The organism is Streptomyces sp. DG1A-41 (genome assembly GCF_037055355.1).
In the GTDB taxonomy this organism is placed as follows: domain Bacteria; phylum Actinomycetota; class Actinomycetes; order Streptomycetales; family Streptomycetaceae; genus Streptomyces.
Window position 1 is genome coordinate 1450349 of sequence record NZ_CP146350.1, and the last position, 12817, is coordinate 1463165.

At 69.9% G+C, this 12817-nt stretch carries 11 protein-coding genes; all 11 read right to left on the minus strand.

The window, feature by feature from the left end; all coding sequences use genetic code 11:
- Window positions 1-154: 154 nt before the first annotated feature.
- Complete coding sequence (gene metK, locus V8690_RS06825; RefSeq protein WP_338776474.1) at window positions 155-1363, minus strand: methionine adenosyltransferase; 1209 nt, start codon at window positions 1361-1363, stop codon at window positions 155-157.
- A 236-nt stretch (window positions 1364-1599) separates the two neighbouring features.
- Window positions 1600-2802, minus strand: a complete 1203-nt coding sequence (gene coaBC / locus V8690_RS06830) for a bifunctional phosphopantothenoylcysteine decarboxylase/phosphopantothenate--cysteine ligase CoaBC (protein WP_338776476.1) — start codon at window positions 2800-2802, stop codon at window positions 1600-1602.
- Window positions 2803-2916: 114 nt separating this feature from the next.
- A complete protein-coding gene (rpoZ, locus tag V8690_RS06835) occupies window positions 2917-3189 on the minus strand; it encodes a DNA-directed RNA polymerase subunit omega (protein ID WP_003988945.1) in 273 nt (90 codons plus the stop codon).
- Window positions 3190-3260: 71 nt separating this feature from the next.
- Complete coding sequence (gene gmk, locus V8690_RS06840) at window positions 3261-3818, minus strand: guanylate kinase (RefSeq protein WP_338776478.1); 558 nt, start codon at window positions 3816-3818, stop codon at window positions 3261-3263.
- A 58-nt stretch (window positions 3819-3876) separates the two neighbouring features.
- Complete coding sequence (locus V8690_RS06845; RefSeq protein ID WP_003977346.1) at window positions 3877-4200, minus strand: integration host factor; 324 nt, start codon at window positions 4198-4200, stop codon at window positions 3877-3879.
- A 277-nt stretch (window positions 4201-4477) separates the two neighbouring features.
- Window positions 4478-5323 carry an orotidine-5'-phosphate decarboxylase gene (gene pyrF, locus V8690_RS06850; protein WP_338776480.1) on the minus strand — a complete coding sequence of 282 codons (846 nt, stop codon included), beginning with the start codon at window positions 5321-5323 and terminating at the stop codon, window positions 4478-4480.
- The gene (locus V8690_RS06855) at window positions 5320-6426 is read right to left on the minus strand and encodes a quinone-dependent dihydroorotate dehydrogenase (protein WP_338776482.1); all 1107 of its coding nucleotides are present in this window, start codon (window positions 6424-6426) and stop codon (window positions 5320-5322) included. Before V8690_RS06855 ends, pyrF begins: the two co-directional genes overlap by 4 nt.
- 70 nt (window positions 6427-6496) lie before the next feature.
- Window positions 6497-9805: a carbamoyl-phosphate synthase large subunit gene (carB, locus tag V8690_RS06860; RefSeq protein ID WP_338776483.1), complete on the minus strand. Its 3309-nt coding sequence runs from the start codon at window positions 9803-9805 to the stop codon at window positions 6497-6499.
- The gene (carA, locus tag V8690_RS06865; RefSeq protein ID WP_338776484.1) at window positions 9798-10940 is read right to left on the minus strand and encodes a glutamine-hydrolyzing carbamoyl-phosphate synthase small subunit; all 1143 of its coding nucleotides are present in this window, start codon (window positions 10938-10940) and stop codon (window positions 9798-9800) included. Before carA ends, carB begins: the two co-directional genes overlap by 8 nt.
- Window positions 10937-11506, minus strand: coding sequence for a hypothetical protein (locus V8690_RS06870; protein ID WP_338776485.1), 570 nt, complete (start codon window positions 11504-11506; stop codon window positions 10937-10939). Before V8690_RS06870 ends, carA begins: the two co-directional genes overlap by 4 nt.
- Window positions 11503-12816, minus strand: coding sequence for a dihydroorotase (locus tag V8690_RS06875; protein ID WP_338776486.1), 1314 nt, complete (start codon window positions 12814-12816; stop codon window positions 11503-11505). Before V8690_RS06875 ends, V8690_RS06870 begins: the two co-directional genes overlap by 4 nt.
- Window position 12817 lies beyond the last annotated feature (1 nt).

The following is a 12817-nucleotide window of genomic DNA, read 5'->3' on the forward strand; positions in this document are numbered from 1 at the left end:
TGCATTCTTACCAAACGCCACTGACATCCGGCGGGGCCGTAGGCCCGTCGCCCACGCACCGGACGCACGACGAGGCCCGGCGCCCCGAAGGGTGCCGGGCCTCGCGAGGTACCGCGGCGGCGTCGGGCCTACGGCCCCGCCGTCTTGTGGGGACTTACAGCCCCACGGCCTTGCGCAGGGCGTCCACGCGGTCCGTCCGCTCCCAGGTGAACTCGGGAAGCTCGCGGCCGAAGTGCCCGTACGCGGCGGTCTGGGAGTAGATCGGGCGGAGCAGGTCGAGGTCGCGGATGATGGCGGCCGGACGGAGGTCGAAGACCTCGTCGATCGCCTTCTCGATCTTGTCCGTGTCGATCTTGGCGGTGCCGAAGGTCTCGACGAACAGACCGACCGGCTCGGCCTTGCCGATGGCGTACGCCACCTGGACCTCGCAACGGGTGGCGAGACCCGCGGCGACCACGTTCTTCGCGACCCAGCGCATCGCGTACGCCGCGGAGCGGTCGACCTTGGACGGGTCCTTGCCGGAGAAGGCGCCGCCGCCGTGACGGGCCATGCCGCCGTAGGTGTCGATGATGATCTTGCGGCCGGTCAGGCCCGCGTCACCCATCGGGCCGCCGATCTCGAAGCGGCCGGTGGGGTTGACCAGCAGGCGGTAGTTCTCCGTGTCGAGCTTGATGCCCTCGTCGAGCAGCGCCTTGAGCTCCGGCTCGACGACGAACTCCTTGATGTCCGGAGCCAGGAGCGAGTCCAGGTCGATGTCGGAGGCGTGCTGGGAGGAGACCACGACGGTGTCGAGGCGGACCGCCTTGTCACCGTCGTACTCGATGGTGACCTGCGTCTTGCCGTCCGGGCGCAGGTAGGGGATCGTGCCGTTCTTGCGCACGTCGGACAGGCGCTTCGACAGGCGGTGCGCCAGGAAGATCGGCAGCGGCATCAGCGTCGGCGTCTCGTCCGTCGCGTAGCCGAACATCAGGCCCTGGTCGCCCGCGCCCTGCTTGTCGAGCTCGTCCTCGTCGCCCTCGACACGGGACTCGTAAGCCGTGTCCACGCCCTGGGCGATGTCCGGGGACTGCGCGCCGATCGACACGGAGACGCCGCAGGAGGCGCCGTCGAAGCCCTTCTTCGAGGAGTCGTAGCCGATTTCGAGGATCTTGCTCCGGACCAGCGTCGCGATGTCCGCGTACGCCTTGGTCGTGACCTCACCGGCCACGTGCACGAGGCCGGTCGTGATCAGGGTTTCGACGGCGACCCGGGAGGTCGGGTCCTCGCGGAGCAACGCGTCGAGAATGGTGTCGCTGATCTGGTCAGCGATCTTGTCGGGGTGACCCTCGGTCACGGACTCCGAGGTGAACAGGCGACGGGACACAACGCTCCCTGTGGTTGCAGCGGCTGCTGGCTGATCATTGGCGGACGGCGGGGGCTGCACCCGGCGCCGTCCGTGGAACAGTTTATCGGTCACGCTTCGGCCACGGTCCCCCTGTCTCGACACTCGGGAGTGCTGTGACCTGCGGCACAGGCATTCTGCCCAATGGCGTGCTGCGTTGGCCAGAGGCGCCACGCCACGATCGGCCGGTTTCGCTGGGGTGCGGGGCGGCTGGAACATCAGCGAAGGCGCTCGACCACCAGGCTCCATACGGTTTCGGCCAGGGCTTCCTTGGGGCCGTGCGGCACCGCGGTCTCGCTGCCGTCGGCGCCGAGGACGACGGCCTCGTTCTCCTCGGAGCCGAACGTTCTGCTCTCCCCGACCTCGTTCACCACCAGCAGATCGCAGCCCTTGCGCTTCAGTTTCGCGCGGCCGTTGGCGAGCACGTCGTCGGTCTCCGCCGCGAAGCCGACGATCACCTGCCCGGGGCGCGCGCGGTCGGCGGAGATCTCCGCGAGGATGTCCGGATTCCGCACCAGGGTGATCGGCTCCGGCTCCTGGTCGTCCTTCTTCTTGATCTTCCCGGCCGCGTACACCGCCGGGCGGAAGTCCGCCACCGCCGCCGCCATGACCACCGCGTCGGCGTCGGCGGACGCCTTCAGCACCGCCTCGCGCAGCTGCACGGCGGTGCCGACGGGGACGACGTCCACGCCGGCCGGGTCGGGCAGGGCGCTGTTGGCCGCGATCAGCGTGACACGGGCGCCGCGGGCGGCCGCGGTGCGGGCGAGGGCGTAGCCCTGCTTCCCGGAGGAGCGGTTACCGAGGAACCGGACCGGGTCCAGGGGCTCGCGGGTGCCGCCGGCGCTGACCACGACATGCCGGCCCTTCAGGTCGGGCTCGGTCACGCCCCGAGCCAGCACCCGGCGGCAGACCTCGAAGATCTCGCCCGGGTCGGGCAGCCGGCCCTTGCCGGTGTCGACGCCGGTGAGGCGGCCCACGGCCGGTTCGATGACGAGGGCGCCGCGGCGGCGCAGCGTCGCCACGTTCTCCTGGGTGGCCGGGTGCTCCCACATCTCCGTGTGCATGGCGGGGGCGAAGACGACCGGGCAGCGGGCGGTGAGCAGGGTGTTGGTGAGGAGGTCGTCGGCGAGGCCGTGGGCCGCCTTGGCGAGCGTGTCGGCGGTGGCGGGGGCGACGACGACCAGGTCGGCGTGCTGTCCGATGCGGACGTGCGGGACCTCGTGGACGTCGTCCCACACCTCGGTGGAGACCGGGTTCCCGGAGAGCGCGGACCAGGTGGCGGCGCCGACGAAGTGCAGCGCGGAGGCGGTGGGCACCACGCGCACGTCATGGCCCGACTCCGTCAGCCGCCGCAGCAGCTCACAGGCCTTGTACGCGGCGATGCCGCCACTGACCCCCAGAACGACCTTCGGCTTGTCCACGTCTCTCCCCGGACCTCGGCAACCGGCACAACGTACGACTCCATGACACACCACAGGCCCGGCAGTCGGCCTGCCGGGCCTGTGGAAAAGTCAGCGTCAAGCTGTAAATAGCACTTACTGCGCCGGGCCCTCGACGGCCTCGGACGTCAGCAGCCCCGCGTTGATCTCGCGAAGGGCGATCGAGAGCGGCTTCTCGTGGACGTGGGTGTCGACGAGAGGACCGACGTACTCGAGGAGACCCTCGCCGAGCTGCGAGTAGTACGCGTTGATCTGGCGGGCCCGCTTGGCCGCGTAGATCACGAGGCTGTACTTCGAGTCGGTGGCCTCGAGGAGCTCGTCGATCGGCGGGTTGATGATGCCCTCGGGCGCGGAGATGGAAGAGGACACGCTCTACCTTCCGATGGATGGGAAAGATTCTGTCGGGGTGATCAGCGAGACCCGGAAACGATCAGCGATGGTCACACGACGTCCACCAAGGCTAGCAGCTCACGAGCCACGTCCTCGACGGAGGTGTTGACCAGGGTCGTATCGAACTCCGGCTCGGCGGCCAGTTCGGTCTTCGCCGCCTGAAGCCGACGCTCGATGACCTCGGGCGGTTCGGTGCCCCGCCCGGTGAGTCTGCGCACCAGCTCCTCCCAGGAAGGGGGAGCCAGGAACACCAGCTGGGCCTCGGGCATCGACTCCCGGACCAGGCGGGCACCCTGGAGGTCGATCTCGAGGAGTACGGGCTCGCCCTTCTCCAGGCGCTCCTGCACGGCCGCACGCGGCGTGCCGTAGCGGTTGCCGGCGAACTCGGCCCACTCCAGCAGTTCGCCGTTGGCGATCAGCTTGTCCATCTCCTCGTCGGTGACGAAGAAGTAGTGGACTCCGTGCTTCTCGCCGGGGCGGGGCTTGCGGGTCGTCGCCGACACCGAGAGCCAGACCTCGGGGTGTTCCTTGCGCATATGGGCGACGACCGTGCTCTTGCCGACCCCGGAAGGGCCGGAGAGCACGGTCAGCCGCGGACGTTCACTCATGCAGCGATTATCCAGCAATCCCGGAGTGCCCGGGACTCGCTTCCCCGGAGTGCCCGGTTCAGGAGCCGGTGCTGCCGAACTCGCGCTCCAGCGATGCGATCTGGTTGGAACCGAGACCGCGCACGCGACGGCTCTCGGAGATACCGAGTCGCTCCATGATCTGCTTGGCGCGGACCTTGCCCACGCCCGGCAGGGACTCGAGGAGGGCGGAGACCTTCATCTTGCCGATGACGTCGTTCTCCTGGCCCTGCTTGATGACCTCGTGAAGGGAGGCGCCGGAGTGCTTGAGTCGATTCTTGACCTCGGCCCGCTCCCGGCGAGCCGCGGCGGCCTTTTCGAGCGCGGCTGCGCGCTGTTCAGGGGTAAGGGGCGGAAGAGCCACGCCTACGTCACCTCGGATGTCGAACTGTCGGATACGGACCGGTGAGGAACCTAGTCGCCCCACACCTGGGGAGCTACGAGCAACACGCTTGCCCGTTCACTCTCGTCGGAGACTAGCGGGCAAGTCCGCCAGAGTCAGCGAGAACAGCGGAAAAGTCCTGGTCAGCCTTCGTCTGAACGGACATTTAGGACATACTGCCCCGGATTTGAGGATGTATTCAGACTCAAGCGCGCCCCGGAACACTCATCGGAGGTCTCCGGAGGAGGTCAGGAGAAGGTCAGGAGGAGGTCACGGCGTGACGGATCTCCTCCGCGACGCGCTCCGCGGCGTCACGCAGCGCGACCGCGTCGGGACCGTGGCGTAGCACTCCCCGGCTGACGTTCGGCACGACGTTGCGCACTGCCGCACCGAAGACCCGGGGCAGATCGGCCGGCGTCGCACCCTGGGCGCCGATGCCGGGCGCGAGGAGCGGGCCGTTGATGTCCAGGTCGTACGACGACAGGTCGCCGAGGGTCGCGCCGACGACCGCGCCGAAGGAGCCGAGGGGCTCCTCTCCCGTGTTCTCGGCGGACAGGTGCGCGAGCATGGTCGCTCCGATGTTCTGACCGTCGGAGCGCACGGCGTGCTGGACCTCGCCGCCTTCGGGGTTGGAGGTCAGCGCCAGCACGAACAGGCCGGCGCCGCTCTCCCGCGCCAGCGCGACGGCCGGGCTCAGCGAGCCGTAGCCGAGGAAGGGCGAGACGGTCAGCGCGTCGGAGAACAGCGGTGCGTCCGGGTGCAGGAAGGACTCGGCGTACGCGGCCATGGTCGATCCGATGTCGCCGCGCTTGGCATCCATCACGACCAGCGCGCCCGCGGCCCGCGCCTCGGCCACCGACTTCTCCAGGACGGCGACGCCGCGCGAGCCGAACCGCTCGAAGAAGGCGCTCTGCGGCTTGAGCACGGCGATCCGGTCCGCCACCGCCTCGACGACCGTGCGGCTGAACCGTTCCAGGCCCGCCACGTCGTCGTTCAGGCCCCACTCGGCGAGCAGGGAGGCGTGCGGGTCGATGCCGACGCAGAGCGGACCGCGCTCGTCCATGGCGCGACGCAGGCGCGCGCCGAAGGGCTCGAGACCACTCATGCCGTCTTCCTCACGTCGGCGCCCACCGCGTCGGCGAGCGTGGCGTACGGACTGGTGCGCAGGCGCGCCACGAGCCCCTTGTGCATCGCGCGGCCCCAGAAGGGCCCCTCGTAGACGAAGGCGCTGTAGCCCTGCACCAGCGTGGCACCGGCCAGGATGCGCTGCCAGGCGTCCTCGGCGTTCTCGATGCCGCCGACGCCCACCAGGGTGATCCGGTCGCCCACGCGCGCGTAGAGGCGGCGCAGGACCTCCAGGGAGCGTTCCTTCAGGGGCGCGCCCGACAGACCGCCGGCCTCCTTGACCAGGGAGGGGTCGGACCTCAGGCCGAGCCCTTCGCGGGCGATGGTGGTGTTCGTGGCGATGATGCCGTCCAGGCCGAGTTCCACGGCGAGGTCGGCGATGGCGTCGATGTCCTCGTCGGCGAGGTCCGGCGCGATCTTGACCAGGAGCGGGACGCGCCGCGCGGACCGCGTGCGGTCGGCGGCCTCGCGGACGGCGCTCAGCAGGGGGCGGAGCGCCTGTGTGGCCTGGAGGTTGCGCAGACCGGGCGTGTTCGGGGAGGAGACGTTGACCACGAGGTAGTCGGCGTAGGGCGCCAGCCGCTCGGCGGACTTCACGTAGTCCGCGACGGCCTCCTCCTCGGGTACGACCTTGGTCTTGCCGATGTTGACGCCGACGACGGTCTTGAAGACGGGCGTCCGGGAGGCCAGGCGGGCGGCGACGCGGAGCGATCCGTCGTTGTTGAAGCCCATCCGGTTGATCAGCGCCCGGTCCTTGACCAGCCGGAACAGCCGCTGCTTGGGATTGCCGGGCTGGGGCTCGCCGGTGACCGTGCCGATCTCGACGTGGTCGAAGCCGAGCATCGCCATGCCGTCGATGCCGACGGCGTTCTTGTCGAAGCCCGCGGCGAGCCCGAAGGGGCCGTGCATGCGCAGCCCGAAGGCCTCCGTGCGCAGCTCCTTGTGGCGGGGCGCGAGGGCGGCCGCGAGGAAGGTGCGCAACACGGGGACACGGGCGGCCAGCCGGATCCAGCGGAAGGCGAGGTGGTGGGCCCGCTCCGGGTCCATCCGCTTGAAGAGCAGACTGAAAAAGATCTTGTACATGATGTCCTCACGAAGACATGGCGTCCTCACGCAGAGGGGGACACCGTTTCCGGTGTCCCCCTCGGGGCTGCTAGTCGCGGGCCGCGATCAGGTGTTCCGCGTGTTCCTGGAGCGATCGGACGCTCACGTCGCCGCGGTTGAGGGCGTCGATGCCCTGGACCGCCGCCGCGAGCGCCTGGACCGTCGTCAGACAGGGCACGGAGCGTGCCACGGCCGCCGTACGGATGTCGTAGCCGTCGAGGCGGCCGCCGGTGCCGTACGGGGTGTTGACGATGAGGTCGACCTCGCCGTCGTGGATGAGCTGGACGATGGTCTTCTCACCGTTCGGGCCGGTGCCCTCGGACTGCTTGCGCACGATCGTGGCGTTGATGCCGTTGCGCTTGAGGACCTCGGCCGTGCCGGAGGTGGCGAGCAGCTCGAAGCCGTGCGCGACCAGCTCACGGGCCGGGAAGATCATCGAGCGCTTGTCGCGGTTGGCGACCGAGATGAACGCGCGGCCCTTGGTGGGCAGCGGGCCGTAGGCGCCCGCCTGCGACTTGGCGTACGCCGTGCCGAAGACGGAGTCGATGCCCATGACCTCGCCGGTGGAGCGCATCTCCGGGCCGAGGACCGTGTCGACGCCGCGGCCGTGGATGTCGCGGAAGCGCGACCACGGCATGACGGCCTCCTTGACGGAGATCGGCGCGTCGAACGGCAGCTCGCCGCCGTCGCCACTGGCCGGCAGCAGGCCCTCGGCGCGCAGCTCGGCGATCGTGGCGCCCAGCGAGATCCGGGCGGCGGCCTTGGCCAGCGGCACCGCGGTCGCCTTCGAGGTGAAGGGAACGGTGCGCGAGGCGCGCGGATTGGCCTCCAGGACGTAGAGGATGTCACCCGCGAGCGCGAACTGGATGTTGATCAGGCCGCGCACCCCGACGCCCTTCGCGATGCCCTCCGTGGAGGCGCGCAGGCGCTTGATGTCGAAGCCGCCGAGGGTGATCGGGGGCAGGGCGCACGCCGAGTCGCCGGAGTGGATGCCGGCCTCCTCGATGTGCTCCATGACGCCGCCCAGGTACAGCTCCTGACCGTCGTAGAGCGCGTCGACGTCGATCTCGATCGCGTCGTCCAGGAACCGGTCGACCAGGACCGGACGGGACGGGCTGATCTCCGTCGACTCGGCGATGTACGCCTCCAGGCGCGTCTCGTCGTAGACGATCTCCATGCCGCGCCCGCCGAGGACGTACGAGGGACGCACCAGGACCGGGTAGCCGATCTCGTCGGCGATGGCCTTGGCCTCGGCGAAGGTGGTGGCCGTGCCGTGCTTGGGGGCCGGGAGGCCGGCCTCCTTCAGGACCCGGCCGAAGGCGCCGCGGTCCTCGGCGGCGTGGATGGCCTCCGGGGAGGTGCCGACGATGGGCACGCCGTTGTCCTTCAGCGCCTGCGACAGGCCCAGCGGGGTCTGGCCGCCGAGCTGGACGATGACGCCCGCGACCGGGCCGGCCTGCTGCTCGGCGTGGACGATCTCCAGTACGTCTTCGAGCGTCAGCGGCTCGAAGTACAGGCGGTCGGAGGTGTCGTAGTCCGTGGAGACGGTCTCCGGGTTGCAGTTGACCATCACCGTCTCGTAGCCCGCGTCGCTCAGCGCGAAGGAGGCGTGGACGCAGGAGTAGTCGAACTCGATGCCCTGGCCGATGCGGTTCGGGCCGGAGCCCAGGATGATGACGGCCGGCTTCTCGCGGGGCGCGACCTCGGTCTCCTCGTCGTAGGAGGAGTAGAAGTACGGCGTCTTCGCGGCGAACTCGGCGGCGCAGGTGTCGACCGTCTTGTAGACCGGGCGGATGCCCAGCGCGTGCCGGACCTCGCGGACGACGTCCTCGCGCAGGCCGCGGATCTCGCCGATCTGCTGGTCGGAGAAGCCGTGCCGCTTGGCCTCGGCGAGCAGGTCGGGCGTGAGCTCGTCGGAGGCCGCGAGCTCGTCCGCGATCTCCTTGATCAGGAAGAGCTGGTCGACGAACCAGGGGTCGATCTTCGTGTACGCGAAGATCTCCTCGGGGGTGGCGCCCGCGCGGATGGCCTGCATGACGGTGTTGATCCGGCCGTCGGTGGGGCGGACCGCCTCGCGCAGCAGCTCGTCCTTGTCGCCGGGCTCGCCGACGAAGGTGAACTGGCTGCCCTTCTTCTCCAGCGAGCGCAGGGCCTTCTGGAAGGCCTCGGTGAAGTTGCGGCCGATGGCCATGGCCTCGCCGACCGACTTCATGGTGGTGGTGAGGGTGGAGTCCGCGCTCGGGAACTTCTCGAAGGCGAAGCGCGGGGCCTTCACGACCACGTAGTCGAGCGTCGGCTCGAAGGAGGCGGGCGTCTCCTGCGTGATGTCGTTCGGGATCTCGTCGAGGGTGTAGCCGACGGCCAGCTTCGCGGCGATCTTGGCGATCGGGAAGCCGGTGGCCTTGGAGGCGAGCGCCGAGGAGCGGGACACGCGCGGGTTCATCTCGATGACGATGACGCGGCCGTCTTCGGGGTTGACGGCGAACTGGATGTTGCAGCCGCCCGTGTCGACGCCGACCTCGCGGATGACGGCGATGCCGATGTCGCGGAGGGTCTGGTACTCGCGGTCGGTGAGGGTCATCGCCGGGGCGACGGTGATCGAGTCACCGGTGTGCACGCCCATGGGGTCGAAGTTCTCGATGGAGCAGACGACCACGACGTTGTCGTGCTTGTCGCGCATCAGCTCCAGCTCGTACTCCTTCCAGCCGAGGATGGACTCCTCCAGGAGCACCTCGGTGGTCGGCGAGAGCGTGAGGCCCTGCCCGGCGATGCGGCGCAGCTCCTCCTCGTCGTGGGCGAAGCCGGAGCCGGCGCCGCCCATGGTGAAGGACGGGCGGACGACGACCGGGTAGCCGCCGAGCTCCTCGACGCCCTTGAGGACGTCGTCCATGGAGTGGCAGATGTAGGACCGGGCGGACTCGCCGTGGCCGATCTTCTTGCGGACCTCCTCCACGACCTCCTTGAACTGGTCGCGGTCCTCGCCCTTGTGGATCGCCTCGACGTTGGCGCCGATCAGCTCGACGCCGTACTTGTCCAGGACGCCGTTCTCGTGCAGCGAGATCGCGGTGTTGAGGGCCGTCTGACCGCCCAGGGTGGGCAGCAGCGCGTCCGGGCGCTCCTTGGCGATGATCTTCTCGACGAACTCGGGGGTGATGGGCTCGACGTAGGTGGCGTCGGCGATCTCCGGGTCGGTCATGATCGTCGCCGGGTTGGAGTTCACCAGGACGACCCGCAGGCCCTCGGCCTTCAGGACCCGGCACGCCTGGGTGCCGGAGTAGTCGAACTCGGCGGCCTGGCCGATGACGATCGGGCCGGAGCCGATGACCAGGACGGACTGGATATCGGTGCGCTTAGGCACGCTGGCCCTCCATCAGGGATACGAAGCGGTCGAACAGGTAGGCGGCGTCGTGCGGGCCGGCTGCCGCTTCGGGGTGGTACTGGACGCTGAAGGCGGGGCGGTCGAGGAGCTGGAGCCCCTCCACCACGTTGTCGTTCAGGCAGACGTGCGACACCTCGGCGCGGCCGAACGGGGTCTCGGAGACCTGGTCGAGCGGGGCGTCGACGGCGAAGCCGTGGTTGTGCGCGGTGACCTCGACCTTGCCGGTCGTACGGTCCTGCACCGGCTGGTTGATGCCGCGGTGGCCGTACTTCAGCTTGTAGGTGCCGAAGCCGAGCGCGCGGCCCAGGATCTGGTTGCCGAAGCAGATACCGAAGAGCGGAGTGCCGCGCTCCAGGACGCCCCGCATGACGGAGACGGGGTGGTCGGCGGTGGCCGGGTCGCCCGGGCCGTTGGAGAAGAACACGCCGTCCGGGTTCACCGCGTAGACGTCCTCGACGGTCGCGGTCGCCGGGAGCACGTGCACCTCGATGCCGCGCTCGGCCATGCGGTGCGGGGTCATGCCCTTGATGCCGAGGTCGACGGCGGCGACGGTGAACTTCTTCTCGCCGATCGCGGGGACGACGTACGGCTCGGTGGTGGCGACCTCGGCGGAGAGGTTCGCGCCCTTCATCTGCGGTGCTTCCTGCACGCGCGCGAGGAGTGCGCTGTCGTCCCGGACGGCGTCGCCGCTGAAGATGCCGACGCGCATCGCGCCGCGCTCGCGCAGGTGACGCGTGAGGGCGCGAGTGTCGATGCCGGAGATGCCGACCACGCCCTGCGCCGCCAGCTCCTCGTCCAGCGAGCGCCGGGAGCGCCAGTTGGACGGCACGCGCGCGGGGTCGCGCACGACGTACCCGGAGACCCAGATGCGCTGGGACTCGGGGTCCTCGTCGTTGACGCCGGTGTTGCCGACGTGCGGTGCCGTCATCACCACGACCTGGCGGTGGTACGACGGGTCGGTGAGGGTCTCCTGGTAGCCGGTCATGCCCGTGGAGAACACCGCTTCGCCGAAGGTCTCCCCCACGGCCCCGTAGGCACGGCCGCGGAAGACCCGGCCGTCCTCCAGGACGAGTACGGCGGGAGTCTTGGCAGCTCCCCTGGTGGAGGTCGTCATCGTTCGGCGCCTTCCCTGCTGTTCGTTTCGATCATGGAGTTGATGGCCTCGACCCACTCGTTGTGCTCGGCCGCGTGGTCGGAGCGGAAGCCGGAGTCGATCAGCCGGTCGCCGTGCTCCCAGGTGACGACGAGCAGGCCGCCCTCGGTGAGCACTTTGCCCGCGATGCCTTTGTCGAGCCGGGCCTCGCGCAGCTGTGCGGCCGGGACGAAGAAGTCGCTCGCCCCGGGGCGCACGACGTCCAGTCCGGCGTCCGTGAGCGTGAGCTCGGCGCGGCTGCGGGTGCCCAGACCCTGCGCGACGATGCGGTCGAGCCACTGTCCTGCGGTGGTGGAGCCGTGGTAGCGGCCGCTCATCGTCAGGCACGCCGGTCCCGGGTCGTCCGGGGTGGTTGGCAGCTCGGGCAGGTCGCCCTGGAGGGTGCCGCGCCACTTCCAGCCTTCGCGCATCAGCCAGTAGACGAGCGCGACGAACAGGGCGAGGCCGACGACCCAGCCGATGCGGGCGGCCCAGTCGGTCACTTGCGCCGATTCCTTCTCGGCGGCCAGGAGGAGTACAGGTGTCACGTGAGCTTCCCGTCGACGAGCGTGGCCTTGCCCCGCAGCCACGTGTGCGTCACACGGCCCGGCAGCTCACGCCCCTCGTAGGGGGTGTTGCGGCTGCGCGAGGCGAAGCCCGCGGGGTCCACAGGGCCACGGTATGCCGTGTCGACGAGGGTGAGGTTGGCGGGCTCACCTGCCGAGACGGGACGGCCGTGCCCCTTGGCCTGTCCGATCTGCGCGGGCTTGAAGGACATGCGGTCGGCGACGCCGGCCCAGTCCAGCAGGCCCGTGTCGACCATGGTCTCCTGCACCACTGACAATGCGGTCTCCAGGCCGACCATGCCCATGGCGGCCGCGGCCCACTCGCAGTCCTTGTCCTCGTGCGGATGCGGGGCGTGGTCGGTGGCGACGATGTCGATCGTGCCGTCGGCGAGCGCCTCGCGCAGGGCCATCACGTCGCGCTCTGTGCGCAGCGGCGGGTTGACCTTGTAGACGGGGTTGTACGTGCGGACCAGCTCGTCGGTGAGGAGCAGGTGGTGCGGGGTGACCTCGGCGGTGACGGCGATGCCGCGGGACTTGGCCCAGCGGACGATCTCGACGGACCCGGCGGTCGACAGGTGGCAGATGTGGACGCGGGAGCCGACGTGGTCGGCGAGCAGGACATCCCGGGCGATGATCGATTCTTCGGCCACCGCGGGCCAGCCCCCGAGCCCCAGCTCGGCGGAGACGACGCCCTCGTTCATCTCGGCGCCCTCGGTCAGCCGCGGCTCCTGCGCGTGCTGCGCGACGACACCGCCGAAGGCCTTCACGTACTCCAGGGCCCGGCGCATGATCACGGCGTCGTGGACGCACTTGCCGTCGTCGGAGAAGACGGTGACCCCGGCGGCCGACTCGTGCATGGCGCCCAGCTCGGCGAGCTTCCTGCCCTCCAGGCCGACGGTGACGGCACCGATCGGCTGGACGTCGCAGTAGCCGTGCTCCTTGCCGAGCCGCCAGACCTGCTCGACCACGCCGGCGGTGTCGGCGACCGGGAAGGTGTTGGCCATGGCGAACACGGTGGTGTAGCCGCCGGAGGCCGCGGCCCGGGTGCCGGTGAGGACGGTCTCGGAGTCCTCACGGCCCGGCTCGCGCAGATGCGTGTGCAGGTCGACCAGGCCCGGCAGCAGCACCTTGCCCTCGGCCTCGACGACCTCGGCGCCCTCGGCGGACGGACCGCTGCCGCTCCAGTCGATTTCGCCCTGCCGGGCGGTGGCGGCGATGGTCCCGCCGTCGATCAGCACGTCCTGCGGCTCACCGCCCAGCACCTTCGCACCACGGATCAGGATCTTGCTCATC